This is a genomic window from Streptomyces sp. ISL-10 (genome assembly GCF_018614575.1).
In the GTDB taxonomy this organism is placed as follows: Bacteria; Actinomycetota; Actinomycetes; order Streptomycetales; family Streptomycetaceae; genus Streptomyces.
Map to the genome: position 1 here is coordinate 200461 of NZ_JAGGOJ010000002.1, position 15637 is coordinate 216097.

The following is a 15637-nucleotide window of genomic DNA, read 5'->3' on the forward strand; positions in this document are numbered from 1 at the left end:
TCTGCGGGTGGTGCTCATCGCACGCAGGCCGTGGTGTGCGCGCGGAGGTCGGTGGGGGTGGTCTTGCGCCGGACCACGTGGCCGGCGGCGAGGTGGCGCTGGCAGATGGTCAGCACGGGCGGTCCCTCGGGCAGCCGCTCCGGACGGCACGCGCTTGCTTCGCTGCCCGCCGTCGTGTTGCTGGGCAGCAGGTGGAAGGCGGCGTGGACTTCGCTGGCGGCCTGCCACAGGTGGGTGTGCGCGGTGGCCAGGCGGCGGCCGGCGGCGGGGTGCGGTGGCCGGGTGGTCTCGGCGAGCCGGTCGAGGAGCTGGTGCAGGGTGGTGAGGTGGGCGTGGAGCACGTCAAGGTGCAGTCGGTCTGCCGGCCGGGGAGGGCCTGTGTCCGACGGTGCCAGTGCACGGGTGTGGTGGCGGACTCCGGCGCTCGCGGCGCGAAGGTAGGGGTGCGCGTCCTGTGGAGTGTGAGAGGTCAATGGTGGTGGTCCTTCCTGCCGGGAGGCAGGGGGCGGCGGGCAGCGGTTGCTCTGCCACGCCTTGATCGAAAAGGGATGGGTCCGTCACAGGGCGGTCCGCGCGAGCGGCAGCGCGGTGAGGGTGAAGGCGTCGGGCTGCTGGTAGTTGAGCCGTCGCAGATCGACGCCGGAGGTGACGGCGCTGGTCTCGATCTGCGCGCAGGCCGCGTCCAGGAGGGCATCGGTCTCGGCCGTGACGGTGACCAGGCCGGTCAGGGCCACGTCCGCGTGCCCGGCGATGAGCTGGCGCTCTCGCATTTTGACGTCGGCGTACTCGACGGAGTCTTCCTCGCTGTCGACCTGTCCCCGGCGGGCGCGCTCGTTCGCGTCGGCGATGATCGCGGCCTTCTTCCGCTGGACGTCCCGCAGCGCAGACTCGAGCCCCTGCGGCGCGTATATAAGGGACAGGCTGCGCCGCACTCCGGCCGTGAACATGATCCCGTGCAGGAAGCCGGCTCCCATTTCGGTGCGCGGCCAGTTCTCCACCCAGTACGTGGCGTGGCGGGCGGAGTCGGTGGCGAGGCGGTCGTACTCCTCGAACTGGACGACAGGTCCGGCGGCTGCGGGGTCCGCCTCGGCGCGGCCGGTGTCGGACCACTGCTGGAGCGCGGCGAGGGCCTTCGGGTCGTAGGCGGTGCGGATGACGGCGGCGATCTCCCGGGCGCTCAGCCAGCCCGTGACCATGAGCCCGGCGTTCCGGGCGGCCTGGGCGATGGACGCGGTCGTCTGCTCCATGACGGTGAACGCGCCCGGCAGTCCGCCGCCGGCCTGGCTGATCAGGCGCTTGGCGGCCTTCAGGTCGAGGGAGATGGCGAGGTAGGTCTCGTGCGGGGCGGCGGCGGGACCGGCCGAGGCGACCAGTTCCGAGTAGATCTGTCCGGCGACTGGGGCCTGGGGCTGCCCGTTCTGGGTCCAGTGGCGGGTGAGGGTGTCGCCGCTGTCGGGGACGGTGCGCTCCAGGACCTGCACGGTGGCGATGTGTCCGGTCCGTGCGATGCCCGCGAGCGCACGTCCCCAACTGGCCACGTTGTGGTTCTGGGTGGCGGGGTCGAGGAGGGCGAAGGCGCGAGAGGTGACGCGGGCGATGGCGGTCAGGGTCTGCCGGTGCGGGTCGTGGACCGCTGCAGCGCCGTTGGCGGAGTCGCCGGGGGTGACCACCTTGAGGGAGGCGGTGGTGCCGGGCAGGTGAAGGACGCCTTCCTGCCGGGGCCGGGTGACGGGCCGGGCGAGCCAGAGCGTCTGGCCGGTGCGTCGGCGCTGCGCGTAGCGGGTGACGATCGGCGCCCAGTCGATCAGGGAGCGGCCGTGCCGGCGTATCGCGACGAGAGCGCCCGATGCGGCCCAGAGCGGGGTCAGGGCGACGGCGCCGAGCAGCCCGGTGGAGAGCACCGTCATCAGCAGCAGGGCCAGTGTGCACGACACGAGGACGAGTTGGGGAAGGGAGAGGCCGAGGAGGATGCCGCGACGGGACCGGTGCGGGAATTTCACCGTGACCGGGGCGACGGAAAGGTCAGTCATGGGGCGGGTCCTGGAGGCGCGGGTGGGGGCCCGGGGGCGGGAGCGCGTGGTGCGTCCCGCCCCGGGAAGCGGGCAGAGGATCAGGGGCCGGTCGGGGGCGGGGGCGGCCCAGCCGGTCCGCTGGTCGTGGCGTTCTGTTGGCTGGAGGACGGCGGTGCGCCCTGGGGCGGCGGGGTCGTGGTCGGGGGAGCGGACTGCCATCCGCCGCCCTGGCTGGACGCCGCGCTCGGTCCGGACCCACCCGGGCCTGGGCTGCCTCCCACCTGGCTGCTGGTGTCGTCGGAGACGCTCGTCGGCGGGGGCTGGACGGCCTTCTCCAGGCCGGACTTGATGGCATCACCACCGGGCGAGACGCCCGTGCCACCGCCTTGCGCGTCTTCCTTGCCACCGCCTCCACCGGTCGAGTGGGAGGCGATGTCGCCCGGGAAGCCGCCTCCGCCTGCGGCGTCGGGGCCTTGCGGAGCGGCGCCTGCTCCGGCTGCCGCACCGCCGGTTCCGGCGGTGGCGGCTGCCGCCGCGGCCTTGCGGGTCGCGTTCTCGGCGTGTGCCTTGGCGACTTGGGCTCCGGCGCCGCCGGCGCGGTGGATGGACTCGCCGTCGGTTCCGTCGGCTGCCCAGTGCACGAATTTGAACACCGCGTACGGGCACAGCAGTACCAGGACCATGATCACGATGCCGGACATGACGTCGGCAAGGGCGCCGATGCCGTCCTTGGCCTCGGTCTTGCCCATGGCGGCGATGCCGAGCACGAAGATCACGGTCATCAACAGCTTGGAAACGACGAGGGTGGCGGTGGCTTCGATCCAGCCCTTGCGCCAGCGGCGTGCGACCTCCCAGCCGCCGCCGGCACTGGCGAAGATCGCCAGGGTGACCATGACGAGGATGCCGACCTTGCGGACCATCATCACGCACCAGTAGAGGAAGGCGCCGATGGCGGCGCCGAGGCCGGCCACGACCGGGACGAGCCAGCCGAGCCCGGCCAGGGCGCCGATCTGGCTCACCTTCACGATGCGGCGCACGGCCGACTCGATGTCCAGGCTCGCGGCCTTGAACAGGCCGTCGGAGATCGCGTCGACCACCTCGACGGCGACCGTGGTGAAGGCGATGGCGCAGAAGGCGAACAGGACGCCCGACATGGTGCCGGTGAATGCCTGTGTGAGGGCTTGTCCGTCGCGTCTGACGGCGGCCCGGACGAGCTGTGCGCAGAAGGTTGCGACCAGCAGGACTAGGCCCAGCGGCAGCAGCATCTCGTAGTTGTCGCGGAACCAGCCGGCGTTCAGGTCGACCTTCGTGGTGGTGTTGACGGCCTTGGCCGCCAGGTCGGCAGCGGCGGCAGCGAGTTCGCCTGCCGACTTCGCCATCCAGTCGCCGATGGCCTTGCCGGGATCCGAGGCGAAGTCGACCGCGTCGCCGACGGCGCACAGCTTGTCCGCCAGGGGGAAATCACAGAAACCCACGGAGAGTTGCCCCTCCCTTCTTGTGTCAGGCGCGGGTCACTGCGTGACGCTCGGAGCGATGGCGGCCAGGGCGCAGTCGTGGTTGGGCCGGCACTGCACGGCCAGGGTCACGGCGCGTTCCTCGGCTCCACCGCCGCCCTTCTTCCAGGCGATCTGCTGCTTGCCGTTGACGGTGACGACGTAGATGTACGCCTTGGTGATCGCGGACGGGGCGTCGGCCAGGGCCTGCTTGAACGCGGAGGGGTAGTGGCCCTCGGTGACACTGGCGGTGGCGTGCTGGTCCTGGTCGGCCATGCGCGACCACAGCACCGGATCCGGGACTTGGCCGGAGACCGATGCCCAGTCGGCGTACGTGGGCTCGTTGGTCATCCACGCGCGCATGCCGGCGAGCTGCTGGTCGCGGCTGGTGTTGCGGGTGTCGTAGGACCACAGCATCTGGGCCACGGCCTTGGCGTAGGCGACGGGCTCCGCGATCTGCGGGGGCTTGGGCACCGATCCGGATCCGGCGGCGGGCTTCGGGGCGGCCTCGGAGGAGGACGGGCTGCTCGCCGGCGCCGCGACGGCGTGATCCGGACCCGGGCGGCCGTTGCCGTTCCCGCTGAGCCAGGCGACGGCGGCGGCGGTCGCGAGCAGGACGGTGACGACCAGAGCGACGATCGCGATCCGCTTGTTGGCCGACCAGCCGATGCCGTACGAGGACAGGGAGAGGGAGGGGAATCGTTTCTGCATCAGTGGACCTGGGACCCGAGAGCCGAGAAGAACGCGACGATTCCGTTCGCGGCGCCTAGGCCGAGAGCGGCGCCCGCGGCGACGACGGCGCCCTTCTTGCCGTTGGCCTCGGCCTGGTGGCCACCGGTGTGGTGGCCCCAGGCCCACACGCCGAGGGAGACGGCGAGAGCGCCGACGACGGCGGTGATCCCGAACATGTTGATCGAGTTGACGACGTTCTTCAGCACGGCGAGGCCGGGCAGGCCGCCGCCCGCGGGGGTGATGCCGGGGTCGAAGGCGAGCTGGATGACGCGGTCTGCGAGAGGGAGGGACATGGGTGTGGTGAGGCTCCTTGCGAACGCAGGCCAGGCGAGGGGCCGGCGGGAAAGGGGGAAGCGGAGGGGGAGGCGCGCTCGGCGCGCGGGAAGTGGCCGCGGCGGCGGCCCGCCCGCAGGAGCGGGGTGCGGGCGGGAGCGGCGTCAGAGGACGCGGCGGGCGGCGAGGATGTCCCAGTCCTTGATCGGGGTGATCCGGACGGGCTTTCCGGTGCGCGGGGCCTCGATCACGAGGCCCTCGCCCATGTACATGCCGACGTGCTCGGGGCGGCTCGCGGTGCCGCGGCTGAAGATCAGGTCTCCGGGCTGGAGGTGGCTGTGGGAGACGGGCTTGCCTTCGTTGACCTGCGTGTACGTGGTACGGGTGAGGGTGATGCCGGCGTGGGCGTACGCCTGCTGCATGAGCGAGCTGCAGTCGCAGCGGCCCATCGGGTCGGGGCCGTGCGCGTCGGTGCAGCTGCCGCCCCACTGGTACTGCGTGCCGAGCTGGTGCATCGCCCAGTCCAGGGCCTTTCGGGCCCTGGGGTCGGCATCCTTGGGGATCCTGTATCCCTTCGGGACGCTCCCCTCGGGGATGCGGCCGAAGCCGGATCCGTCCTGGGCTGGGGCGCAGCCGGTGGTGCCGGTCGCGGACTCGTCGCCCTTGTCCGGCCCCTTGTCGTCCTTGTCCTTGCCGGTGCTGGGAAAGGTTTTGGCGATGGCCGTCTGGAGTGCGGTGGCCAGGTTCTCCCACTGCGCGTACGCGTCCGGGTAGCCGGACTTCTGGACGGCTTGTGCCGCCTGGGTGACGGTCATCTGCTGCCAGCCGTTGACCTTGAGCAGCTCCTTGTAGAAGCGCTCACTGGCGTAGACGGGATCACGGATCTGCTGGGCAGTGCCCCAGCCCTGTGAGGGACGCTGCTGGAACAAGCCGAGGCTGTCCCGGTCGCCGTAGTTGAGGTTGCGCAGCCGCGACTCCTGCATCGCGGTGGCGAGCGCGATGATCTGGCCCTTCTTGGGCACGTCGAGGCTGATGCCGGTGGCCACGATGGTCCGCGCGTTGGGGACCTGCTCGGCGGGCAGATCCAGACCCTCGATGTGGACGTCCTTGCCGGACGCGCCGTCGAGGATCTCGGTGACGTGCTTGGCGACCTCGTCGGAGTCGATGTCGGTCAGGCAGCCGCTGAAAGAGCCGGAGGTCTGCACGGCTTCGGCGGAGGAGGCCATCATCATGGCCGTCCCGGCGAGCAGCAGTGGGGAGAGCAAGACGACGCCGATGCCGGCGGCGACCGCCTTCAACCGGCGCGGACCGCTCGCGCGTCAGCGATTTCGGGCATGGGTGGGTAGCAAGGCGTCATGAACGTGTCCTTGGGGGTGCGGTGTCCGGCGTGCCGCGTGCGCGTGGCGGGTGGAAGGGCGCGGCGGCCGGGGTGGGCAATCATGAGGGCCGACGGGCGAGTTGCCGCTCGCTCCGCATGTCCGTGTCGTGAGTTATGTGTGCCGGGGCAGGGGATACCTCCGTGAGGCGTGGTGGGGAGTAGCCAGCGGCGGTGTGCGCCGGGCGGTTCAAAAACAGTAGGCCCGGATTGGCGGCTGACCAAAAAGTCGGCATGAGGTGCCGGAATCCGGTACTTCAGCAGCGGACTTCTTGGTCGTCGGCGTATTCGCCTCTACAGTTTTTGGACTCCCCTCGCCCTCCTCGGTCTGCGGCCCGGGCTTCTTCATGCCCAATTCCGGTCTGTGCGGGGACTCGTATGCGCGACGGGAGTTTCCCTCCACGCTTCCACACCCGAATTGGGGCCCTCTTTGCCTTTTTCCCTGCACCAGGGCGACGCTCTCAGCGTCCTCGCCGGCCTGCCGGACGACTGCGTCGACTCCGTCATCACCGACCCGCCGTACAACTCGGGCGGCCGGACCGCGAAGGAGCGCACCACGCGGTCGGCGAAGCAGAAGTACACCTCCGCCGACGCCCAGCACGCCCTGCCGGACTTCACCGGCGAGAACATGGACCAGCGCAGCTACGGGTTCTGGCTGACGCAGATCATGACCGAAGCCCACCGCCTCACGAAAACTGGTGGCACCGCGCTGCTGTTCACCGACTGGCGGCAGCTCCCCACCACGACGGACGCGATCCAGGCGGCCGGGTGGCTGTGGCGCGGTGTGCTGGCCTGGCACAAGCCGCAGGCCAGGCCGCAGAAGGGCCGGTTCACCCAGAACTGCGAATTCATCGTCTGGGCGAGCAAGGGGTCGATCGACGGCTCCCGGAACCCCGTCTATCTACCGGGCATGTACTCCGCTTCCCAGCCCTCGGGGACGAAGCGCCAGCACATAACGCAGAAGCCGGTCTCGGTCATGCGCGAGCTGGTCAAGATCAGCCCCGAAGGCGGCACGGTGCTCGACTTCTGCGCCGGCTCCGGCTCCACGGGCGTCGCCGCCCTGCTGGCAGGCCGCGACTTCATCGGCGTGGAGAAGACCGAGCACTACGCGTCCATCGCAGCCGACCGACTCACCGAAACGATCCGCGAAACCCTCACCCAGGACGACGTGGACCTCTCCGTCTGAGGCTGCGACCGCCTTTCCTGCGCAGAATCCGACGCCGCTTCCGGCCCCGAGTGGTATCCCGCCGTGACGCCGGTAGGCCGTCGACCGGCCCGCACTGCTTCCGCTCCCCCTTTTTTCCGCACCTCGTAGGAGGCCACACGTTCCATGTCTGAATCCATAGAACCCTCGGACCGCGGGGAGTTGGAACCGGTGCGTATCCCGGACCCCCACCTGGAGGGAATCGAGGCGAGCGTCCGCAGGCTGATGGAGCAGTCGGCTCAGCAGGCCCAGCAGCTCGACCATCTCGCCTCCGCCCCGGCTCCGGGCGGATCACCGTTCGCCGCGTTCGGCATGCCGGGACTCGGCGGACCGCCCCCGGCTGCGCCGCCGGAGCCGCGCCCGATTCTGGAACTGGATGGGGAGGAGCGTGAGGACGAGCTCGACGCCTTGTCCGACTGGGTCGATGACTTCTTCCTCCCGGTCTACGGGGCGGAGGTCACCACCGCGGCGCCCTGGTGCCTGCAGTGGCAGGAGCACGACGACGTCGTTGCATGGCTTCACGCCCTGTGGCTCGCATACCAGCAGCACAAGGACCCCGAAGCCGGTCTCTCCGGTCTGTTCGTGTGGCACCGGGACTTCCTCACCCACGCCATCGCGGCGATCCGCGCGCCGGGCGGTCCGCTGTCGGCCTGCATGACCTCCCCCGAGCGCCCCGCCCACCGGATCCTTCCGGGGCCGCCTCCCTCGGCTCGTACGGAGAAGGCGATGGCGAGCGCGGCGGAGGCGGGCACGCCCCCTGAGCCGGACGAGCCGACGTCGTGAACGGGGGGCAGCAACCGGCTTTCGGCCTGAGCTTCGACCCCCGAGCCCTGACTGACCTCCTCCAGGCGCCCAGCGACATCCGCGATCTCACCCTCGCCTACCTGCAGGAAGTCGTGAACGCGCAGCGCTTCGGCCTCCGGCTCACGGGCGACCTGGAGGGCTACCGCAAGTTGTTCGTGGACTCCCGCAAGGACTGGCGCGTCGTCTACGGCGTCCGCCCGGCACCCGCCGAGTCCACGCACCAGCGGGAGATCCACGTGGTCGCGGTCCGGCCGCGTGCGGGCAACGACGTCTACGACGAGGTCGGCCGCCGCCTGGGCATGACCCGCCGGCCGCTGAGCGCCCGCACCCACGCGGCACGCTCCCGCTCCCCGCAGCTCACGACCCGAGGCCCCGCACCGCGACCCGCTCCGCCGCCCTCCGCGCTGCCGGGCCTGCCCCGCCCCGCACACAACCCCTCGCACCATCACGCCCGCTGAACGACGGAGCCCTGCCTATACCCCCTGACCCCGCGCCGGCAGTCCGGCGTGCGGTGTCCCCACTCGACCATCGCATCGAAGCCGCTCACCGGCCATGACGTCGACACCCTGTGGGCGTACCGCGACCGCGGCGTCCTCGACGAGCCACATGCCCACCTGGTCGACCGGCACCGCGAGCTGGCCCGGGCCGAGACCGGCGTGACCTTCTACCGCGTCCTCCTCCACCGCCTATCCAGCGGCGAGTTCCCCATCGACGGCGCCCTGTTCGCGCGCATCGACCGGACCGTGGACCAGTTGGAGGAGGCCGCCACCGTACGCGACGCTGCCGCCCTGAAGGTGATCAACACCCTGGAGCCCATCGAGGCCGCCGCCGCAGCGTCCTCGGCGCCCAGCGAAACGCCGCTGTCGACTGCCGACCAGGCGGCGCTCCTGGCCATCGCCGGCGGGGCCAAGCTCTACGAGCATCTCCTGACCGGCCGGATGTCGGTGACCACTGCCTCCGGCACCCGCATCCCCTACGCCGAGCTACAGCAGCTGGAGGGTGCCGGCCTGGTCTCCCGTGATACCGGCCACGCCGTGCACGCCGGCCAACCCGTCGCACTGACCGATGCCGGCCGCGCCGCGCTGTTCGCCGTGCGCCGGCCGCCCACCACCCACGTGCCGAAGCCCCCGGCTCGCCCCGGGGCCTGGCCGTCCACCCCAGCACGGCGGCGCTGAACTCCTGAAAGGCCCTTGTTGTCCCCCAGCGAACCGGCACCTGCCCGGAAGCCCCTGCCTCAAGTCGAATTCGACGTGGACGACCTCGACGCCGACGAGCAGGTTCACCTCGACTTCTACCGTCAGGTCGAAGTGCGGTCCGACATGCTCGTCCCCCTGGCGGAACACCACACCGCCAACGGTGTGCACAGCTACTACGTCCTGTTCGACCGCACCGCCACCTGGGGCCACCCCGGCACACCCCAGTACGTCGCCGTGCACCTGCAGCGGAACCAGCAGGAGCGGACGTTCGCCTTCGAGAAGGCTCCGCTGCCGCTGCCCGCCATGGCTCAGTCCTGGCTGATCCACCGCGGCTGCCCCTCCGATGCCATCGGCCTCGACCCCGAACTGGGTCCACCGCCGGCGGACGAGGCGACGCGGGCGCTGGAGCAACGCCTCGCGGGTGACGGCGACCACTACGCGATGGGCTGCTTTTACACCAGCGACGACCCGGACGACATGGTCACCGTCGTGGCTCTGCGCGCTCTCGACGAGCGAGCCCCCTCCCCGTTCCGCGTTGTGGTCGAGGAGGTCGACACGGACGCGTGGACCCACACCCTCCGCGAGGGCGGCTTCACCACGGTCGAGGAGGCCCTTCGGTGGTGCGACGACCGGCTCAGAGGCGAGGCCGGCCCTCTCCCGCCGGTCCGTCCGGCAGCGTCATTCACCCGCCCGGCTGCCATGCCGAAGGCCCCCGCTCCGCGCCCGCCTGGCCGATCCCGCTGAATTCCGAGGCCGACCGGCGCGGCGGAACATAGCCGACGATCGCCGGTTAGCCAAACCGGCGATTCTCCGGACTCTTATACAGCCGCCGGGGCGAAGCCCCGGTGCCTTCCTCTCAAGCCTTATGCCTCATGGAGGTTTCTTCCGCATGCGCTCAACCCGTATTGCCATATCCGCTGCGCTGCTCGGCGCGCTCGCTGTGCCGGTGCTGTCCGCCACCGCCGCGAGCGCGGCATCGGTAGCCACCGCGGCAACTGCCCTGCCGACGAGCAGCTGCTCGTCTCTGCCGCCGCTGCCGTACGAGGTGCACACGAAGGCGGTGACCATCCGGTCCAAGGCCACCACGAAGTCCACCGCGGTCGGGGTGCTCTACCGCAGTCACAAGTTCACCGTGCACAAGAAGAGCGGGAACTGGCTCTACATCACGGACAGGACGACCGGCGTAAAGGGCTGGGTCTCCGGCACGTACATCTACCGAGACGTCCGCATGTGCCTTAGCTGACAGGCCGGCAGCAGTAACCGGCCTACTTCGCAGCCAGGGTTGTCCGACCGCCCGTCATTTCCCTGCCCCTGAAGTTCCAGGTGTCGTCTTCCGAAAAGGAGTTCCCGTTGTCCGACGACATACCCGAAGACACAGCGGATGTCCTGGGTGTGCTCACCGAACGGATCGAAGCCCACTTCGGCATGGGCATGGATCAGTTGAGGGCCTCAGTCGCCGTCGCACCGGCCGCGAACCCTGACGCCACCGAGGTCGTCAAGTGGCACGGCCATCTCGTTGACTCCCAGGCTGTGCTCGACCGAGCGGAGGACGACCTCCTCGCCGCGCTGGAAACGCAGCCCGGTGAGGTCGACGACCCCACGATGGGCCTTGCCCAGCGCGTCAACGCGGCCGTCACGGCACGCGACGGCCGGGCCCAGGTCGTGGCCTGGCTTCTCGATCCGGACGCTCCGGGGAAGAAGGGCCTCGCTGCCGAACGCCTTGCCCGTCTCAGTCGTGGAGCCCGCAAGGGCCCGGCGGTGCCGACCAGCGCTCCGCACCGCCCCGCGGTTGCGCCGGCGTCGGTGCCGCGAGCGGGAAGGGCCGTGCTGTGAGCGTCCGGTTGAAGTCCAGCACCGCAGACGGCCGGCTGCAGGAGGTCTTCGGCGCCCCGGTCGCCGAGCTGTACGCGACGGCTACCGCACCCGATGCGCCTCCCGCGCTGACCCGCGCCCTGGAGCTGCGGTCCTTCCTCGCCCTGGCCGAGGAGCAGGTCGCCCGTGTGCGCGACCGCGTGCACGAGGCGATGGCGCCCGACCGGGACATGGGCGAGCTGTCAGCCGGTGACCTCCGCTTCGACGCGCAGTGGCTGGAGGCGGCGCTCGATGCCCGCGACGGCTACCGCGCCGCGCTCGGCGAGCTGCTGCGCACCATGCCGCCGCCCGACCAGCAGTCCCGCCCCGTCCGTACGGCGCAGCCGGTGGTCGCCGCCGCCCTGCCCCCGTCCCTTGCCGCCCCGGCCCCCGCGCGTGCCGGGGCGGCAAGGGCCCGCCGACCGTGAAAGCCCCCGCTTGCCCCACTCGACGTCCACCGAGATAGCCGGACGGATCGAGGACCTGTACGGCGCACCGCTCGCCGACCTCGAAGCCCACGCCCGCGACCAGCCGCCGGGCATGCTCTCCGCCCTGCTCGGCATGCACGACGACCTCACCCTCGCCGAGCGCAGCATCGACTTCCATCGCGACCGCCTCGCCCAGCTCCTCCACCTCGAGCGGCAGATCGGCGGACACGAGGTCTCCCACCTTCTCGACGGCGCCCGCCGGCTCGCCGAAGCGGTCGCCGTCCGCGACGCCCAGACCAAGTCGGCGCTGGCTGTTCTGCAGAGCCTGGCGCGCGTCCCGGCCCCGGCGCAGTCCCCGCCGACTCCCTCGCTGCCGCCCCCGGCCCCGCCTCGTCCGGCCGAGAGCACGGCGCACCGGCGCTGACACGCAGGCGATTTCCCTTTACTCATCCAGGAGTTCCTCCCTTGGCCATCACCGCTCTGCCCCCTGACACCGATGCCGACATCGCCCGGGTCACCGAAGCCCTCGCCATGATCACCCCGCGATGGAACGTCCGGATCCTGCTGGCTCTGTCCGGTCCGCCGCTGCGGTACAGCGAGCTGGCGGGCAAGGTGTCCTGGCTGCAGAACGGCCAGCTCCACCCCAAGCTCAAGTCGCTGTGCGACGCCGGCCTCGTCGGGCGCACCGAACACACCTCGCGGCACGTCACCTACGGACACACCGACCGCGGCGCAGCGCTGCTGCCGGTGCTGCCGCTGATCGTCACCTGGGCCGAGGAGCATCTGGAGAAGGCGGACCGCCCGCTGCCCGCGATCGAGCAGATCGAGGACAGCCTCACCCTGCTCACCCGGCGGCATGCCGCCGCCATCCTGTGGGTGCTGAAGTCCCGCGGCGAGGTCAGCGGCCGGGCCCTGGCCAGGATCGTCATGCCCAGCAGTGACTGGACCAACGTGTACCCGCCGCTGCGGCAGCTCGTGGCCGACGGTCTGGTCGACACCGAGGGCATTGGCCAGCCCTACCGTCTGTCTGCGGCGGGCGAGGGCCTGGGGCCCGTCTTCGGTGCCCTGTCCGCGTGGTCCTCCGGGCAGCCCCTCACCTGTGCTGCCCAGCACCCGGTCTGGGGGCGCCCGGGTGCCGCACCCGCCCCAAAGCAGTGGGTCAGCAATCTGTCCCTGCCGGCACCATCAGCCCCGTCGGCTGCCCGGGTGGGAGGGGCCTCTCGCCTGACGTGGCACAACCGCGACCTGTTCTCGCACATCACGGCTGCCCTCCCGAAGGCGGCGCTCGTGGCGGGAGGTCCGCGCCGATGACTGCCTCCTTCACTGCGGCCGAACTCCGCAACGCACTGGCCCTGTTGTCCTCGCCGGGCTTGATCCGGTTGATCACCGAGATCGACGACAACGGGCCGATCCCGCCGAGAAGGCTCGCCGCCACCCTTCCCGACCTCTCTTCGCACCACCTTCGCCGGACCACCCACGTTGCCCGTGCGCACGGTCTCGCCCGGGTCGCACCCGGCGCCGGCCTTTCCCTTACCGACGCAGGTTCCGAGCTGGCCGACGTCTATGACGCCACCGCCCGCTGGGCCCGTCGCCACGCCTACCCGACCCGGGTCTGCGACTTCACCACCCGCCTCCAGCACTCCCTGAGCCTCCTGGTCCCCGCGCTCGTGGCCGACCGAGCCGACGGCTCCCCACGCTCAGCGGGCGAGGAGACGCTTAGCGCCGGGGCCGCAACGGATCTCGCCCACCCTCGCGCTCTGCTGCTGCAGTGGCTGGACGCCAACCCGCAGGTCGCCGTGCTCCTTGAAGCAGAGTCGGTCGCGTGAGCGCAGGCGTCACCCCCCGGCACGCCCACCACACCGGGGGACTGCTGCGCAGCATCTACCTGCCGCGCACGGTGGACGCCCTCGCGTTCGCCATGTCCACCTACGGCATCCCGCTCCTGGTGCTCGTCACCACGCGCTCCCCGGCGCTGACGGGCCTGGCGTTCGCCCTGGAGTGGATTCCCCGGCTGGCAGCGTTCGGGTGGGCCGGCGGGATCGTCGACCGGCGCGGGGCAGCGGTCGTCTTCTTCCTCGCCTCCCTCGGCCGCGCGCTGGTCATCGCCGCCGGCGCAGTCCTTCTCTACCTCCACCCATCCGGCGCCGTGGCGAGCGTGACGGTGATGGCGCTCGCCGCCGTGACCGGGGTGCTCACCGAGTTCAGTTACATCGCGGCCGAGACCGCGGGCGCAGCCGCCGGCCGCCGCGCGGGGGAGCGGGCCCACCGTGTCCAAGCCGTCCTGCTCGGGATCGACCAGACCGCCACCCTGGCCGGCCCGGCACTGGCAGGTCTGCTGCTGCTCGCCGGACCATGGCAGATGCTCGCGGTCATCACGGCGTTCTCGCTGCTCGCCGCGCTGCTCGCGCTGCGCACACCGCCGCCGCCGGTCACCCCGGCCCGGGCGCCGAAGGGCAACACGGGTGCGGGACTGCTCACCGGGTGGCGGACCATCCGGTCTCTGCCCGCGCTCGGCTGGCTCGTGACCGGCCTGACCCTGTCCAACCTTGCCATCGGCTTCCTCCAGGCGGCCGGTCCGGTGATCGTCGTCCACCACTACGGGCAGTCGACCACCGCTGTCGGTCTGGTCTGGTCCGCCGCCGCCGGCGCGACGCTCTTGAGCGTCACGCTCTGCCGGTTCGCGATCGACCGCCTGGGCCTGTGGCCGGTCGGTGCGGCCTGCGCCGCGTTCGCCTCGATCGCCACCCTGGCCGCCGCCCAGGCCCCCGACTACTTGTCCTATCTGGTCCTGGTCGCGGTCCTGATGGCGGCCGAGGGCGGCATGACGGTCGTCCTGCGCACGCTGCGCTCCCGCCTGATCCCGCCGGAGAAGTTCGGCAGCACCTTGTCGGTGACCATCCTCATCCTCCTGCTGCCCTTCCCCGTCGCCGGTGTGCTTACCGCGCTCACCCCGCCCGACGCGCTGGGCCACGTCATCACCGCGTGCGCCGTCCTGCAGGCCCTCGGCTTGTTCCCGGCCTTCGTCCGCCTGCGCACCGATCCCGCCCTGCGCACCTGACCCCCTGCGCTCCCCAGCCTGTGGAGAACTCCCCGCCATGTCCGTTGCCTGCCCCAGGACGCACCGTCCGAGCGGTCGCACCATCACCGAGCAGTTCCACGCCTTCGACGCGCGGCACCCGCACGTCTACCGCGCGCTGGAGCGCATGGCCGCCCGGCGCCTTGCTGCCGGCGCCACCCGCGTCAGCCTCAAGGACCTCTTCGAGGACTTGCGTCGCCAACTCCCGTACGGCGTGCCCGGCCTGAACAACAACTTCACCGCCCTGTACGCCAGGCGGCTGATCGCCGCGCATCCCCACTGGGCCAGCGCCTTCGAGCTACACCGCCGCCGTGCCGACTGACAGCCCTCTTCCCGCGCCTTGCCGTCCAACGATCCGGAGAACTCCTTCTTGTCCGCTCGCCCCCTCGTGCTCGTCGTCTCTCCCGGCGATGAGACCTATCGCGGCTACTGCCTGGAGCAGGTGGCCGCCGCGTACGACGTCGTCCTGCTGACCGGCACCGAGCCGTCGTGGGAGAAGCCCCGTACATCGTCGACCACGCCGTCGTCGACCTCCACGACGACGCCGCGCTGCTCGCCGCGGGCCGGGCTCTGGCGGCACGCCACCAACTCGCCGGCGTCGTCACCTGGCAGGAGTGGCACCTTGTCTCCACCGCCCGCCTTGCCCGCGCGCTCGGTCTGCCCGCGGACTCCCTCGAGGTGATGCGGGCCTGCCGCAACAAGGCCACCGCCCGTACGCTGTTCGCCCGCCACGGGGTGCCGTCGGCCGCCTCGATGAAGGCCCGCACCCTGGCGGAGGCCGGACGGGCGACGGCGACCATCGGCTTGACCGCCGTCATCAAGCCCGCCGCGTTCGCCGGCAGCATCGGCGTGATCCGCATCGACCGCCCCGAGGAACTGCCCGCCGCATTCGAGTTCGCCTCGACCGGAGCGACCCAGAGCCGTGAGGACACCGGTGTCCTGGTCGAGGAGTACCTCGACGGCCCGGAAGTCTCCGTCGAGTGCGTCACCCAGCGCGGTGAGACGACCGCCGTCGCCGTGACCCGCAAGAGCCTCGGGCCCGCCCCGTACTTCTACGAGACCGGGCACACCGTCGATGCCACCGACCCGCTCCTCGCGCAGGTCGCCCCCGCGGCCACCGCCGCGGTCAAAGCCGTGGGGATCACCGACGGCGTGCAGCACGTCGAGATGCGCCTAGTGTCCTGCGCCAGAGA

18 protein-coding genes and 2 pseudogenes are annotated in these 15637 nt (G+C 71.2%); 14 read left to right on the plus strand and 6 right to left on the minus strand.

Annotation, left to right across the window (positions count from 1 at the left end; translation table 11 throughout):
- Positions 1-14 precede the first annotated feature (14 nt).
- The 6 genes from J7E88_RS00860 to J7E88_RS00885 all read right to left on the minus strand — a co-directional run bounded on the left by J7E88_RS00860 (position 15) and on the right by J7E88_RS00885 (position 5808).
- Positions 15-473 (minus strand): DUF6238 family protein, encoded by a 459-nt coding sequence (locus J7E88_RS00860; protein WP_215176154.1) that lies wholly within the window; start codon positions 471-473, stop codon positions 15-17.
- Positions 474-557: 84 nt separating this feature from the next.
- Positions 558-2030 carry an SCO6880 family protein gene (locus J7E88_RS00865; protein ID WP_215176155.1) on the minus strand — a complete coding sequence of 491 codons (1473 nt, stop codon included), beginning with the start codon at positions 2028-2030 and terminating at the stop codon, positions 558-560.
- Positions 2031-2110: 80 nt separating this feature from the next.
- Positions 2111-3487 carry a type IV secretion system protein gene (locus J7E88_RS00870; protein WP_215176156.1) on the minus strand — a complete coding sequence of 459 codons (1377 nt, stop codon included), beginning with the start codon at positions 3485-3487 and terminating at the stop codon, positions 2111-2113.
- 36 nt (positions 3488-3523) lie between these two features.
- A complete protein-coding gene (locus J7E88_RS00875) occupies positions 3524-4216 on the minus strand; it encodes a hypothetical protein (RefSeq protein WP_215176157.1) in 693 nt (230 codons plus the stop codon).
- Complete coding sequence (locus J7E88_RS00880) at positions 4216-4530, minus strand: hypothetical protein (protein ID WP_215176159.1); 315 nt, start codon at positions 4528-4530, stop codon at positions 4216-4218. The genes J7E88_RS00875 and J7E88_RS00880 overlap by 1 nt, the downstream gene beginning before the upstream one ends.
- Before the next feature lie 144 nt (positions 4531-4674).
- Positions 4675-5808: a C40 family peptidase gene (locus tag J7E88_RS00885; protein ID WP_215176165.1), complete on the minus strand. Its 1134-nt coding sequence runs from the start codon at positions 5806-5808 to the stop codon at positions 4675-4677.
- Positions 5809-6315: 507 nt separating this feature from the next.
- Here J7E88_RS00885 and J7E88_RS00890 point away from each other — a divergent pair.
- The 14 genes and pseudogenes from J7E88_RS00890 to J7E88_RS00955 all read left to right on the plus strand — a co-directional run.
- A complete protein-coding gene (locus J7E88_RS00890) occupies positions 6316-7071 on the plus strand; it encodes a site-specific DNA-methyltransferase (RefSeq protein ID WP_215176166.1) in 756 nt (251 codons plus the stop codon).
- A 243-nt stretch (positions 7072-7314) separates the two neighbouring features.
- Positions 7315-7872: a DUF4913 domain-containing protein gene (locus J7E88_RS00895; RefSeq protein ID WP_030958027.1), complete on the plus strand. Its 558-nt coding sequence runs from the start codon at positions 7315-7317 to the stop codon at positions 7870-7872.
- On the plus strand, positions 7869-8351 hold the full coding sequence (locus J7E88_RS00900; RefSeq protein WP_030958026.1) for a hypothetical protein: 483 nt from the start codon (positions 7869-7871) through the stop codon (positions 8349-8351). Before J7E88_RS00895 ends, J7E88_RS00900 begins: the two co-directional genes overlap by 4 nt.
- Positions 8352-8368: 17 nt before the next feature.
- A pseudogene (locus J7E88_RS00905) lies at positions 8369-9068 on the plus strand (hypothetical protein).
- 15 nt (positions 9069-9083) lie between these two features.
- Entirely contained in the window at positions 9084-9833 is a 750-nt protein-coding gene (locus tag J7E88_RS00910; protein ID WP_215176167.1) for a hypothetical protein, read from the plus strand.
- Between the two features lie 145 nt (positions 9834-9978).
- Complete coding sequence (locus tag J7E88_RS00915; protein WP_215176168.1) at positions 9979-10332, plus strand: SH3 domain-containing protein; 354 nt, start codon at positions 9979-9981, stop codon at positions 10330-10332.
- Positions 10333-10439: 107 nt separating this feature from the next.
- Entirely contained in the window at positions 10440-10922 is a 483-nt protein-coding gene (locus tag J7E88_RS00920; RefSeq protein WP_215176170.1) for a hypothetical protein, read from the plus strand.
- A complete protein-coding gene (locus J7E88_RS00925) occupies positions 10919-11368 on the plus strand; it encodes a hypothetical protein (protein WP_215176172.1) in 450 nt (149 codons plus the stop codon). The genes J7E88_RS00920 and J7E88_RS00925 overlap by 4 nt, the downstream gene beginning before the upstream one ends.
- Positions 11369-11378: 10 nt before the next feature.
- Positions 11379-11792, plus strand: a complete 414-nt coding sequence (locus J7E88_RS00930) for a hypothetical protein (RefSeq protein WP_215176174.1) — start codon at positions 11379-11381, stop codon at positions 11790-11792.
- Positions 11793-11833: 41 nt separating this feature from the next.
- A complete protein-coding gene (locus J7E88_RS00935; RefSeq protein WP_215176176.1) occupies positions 11834-12679 on the plus strand; it encodes a winged helix-turn-helix transcriptional regulator in 846 nt (281 codons plus the stop codon).
- Positions 12676-13194 carry a regulator gene (locus tag J7E88_RS00940; protein WP_215176178.1) on the plus strand — a complete coding sequence of 173 codons (519 nt, stop codon included), beginning with the start codon at positions 12676-12678 and terminating at the stop codon, positions 13192-13194. Before J7E88_RS00935 ends, J7E88_RS00940 begins: the two co-directional genes overlap by 4 nt.
- The gene (locus J7E88_RS00945; protein WP_215176179.1) at positions 13191-14426 is read left to right on the plus strand and encodes an MFS transporter; all 1236 of its coding nucleotides are present in this window, start codon (positions 13191-13193) and stop codon (positions 14424-14426) included. The genes J7E88_RS00940 and J7E88_RS00945 overlap by 4 nt, the downstream gene beginning before the upstream one ends.
- Positions 14427-14463: 37 nt before the next feature.
- The gene (locus J7E88_RS00950) at positions 14464-14766 is read left to right on the plus strand and encodes a hypothetical protein (protein ID WP_215176181.1); all 303 of its coding nucleotides are present in this window, start codon (positions 14464-14466) and stop codon (positions 14764-14766) included.
- Between the two features lie 66 nt (positions 14767-14832).
- Positions 14833-15637 (plus strand): annotated as a pseudogene (locus J7E88_RS00955) (acetyl-CoA carboxylase biotin carboxylase subunit family protein); the annotation flags it as partial.

Coding starts and splice junctions, on each gene's coding strand:
- J7E88_RS00865 (WP_215176155.1), bottom strand. CDS start 2,030: ATGACTGACCTTTCCGTCGCCCCGGTCACGGTGAAATTCCCGCACCGG.
- J7E88_RS00875 (WP_215176157.1), bottom strand. CDS start 4,216: ATGCAGAAACGATTCCCCTCCCTCTCCCTGTCCTCGTACGGCATCGGC.
- J7E88_RS00880 (WP_215176159.1), bottom strand. CDS start 4,530: ATGTCCCTCCCTCTCGCAGACCGCGTCATCCAGCTCGCCTTCGACCCC.
- J7E88_RS00895 (WP_030958027.1), top strand. CDS start 7,315: ATGGAGCAGTCGGCTCAGCAGGCCCAGCAGCTCGACCATCTCGCCTCC.
- J7E88_RS00915 (WP_215176168.1), top strand. CDS start 9,979: ATGCGCTCAACCCGTATTGCCATATCCGCTGCGCTGCTCGGCGCGCTC.
- J7E88_RS00940 (WP_215176178.1), top strand. CDS start 12,676: ATGACTGCCTCCTTCACTGCGGCCGAACTCCGCAACGCACTGGCCCTG.
- J7E88_RS00950 (WP_215176181.1), top strand. CDS start 14,464: ATGTCCGTTGCCTGCCCCAGGACGCACCGTCCGAGCGGTCGCACCATC.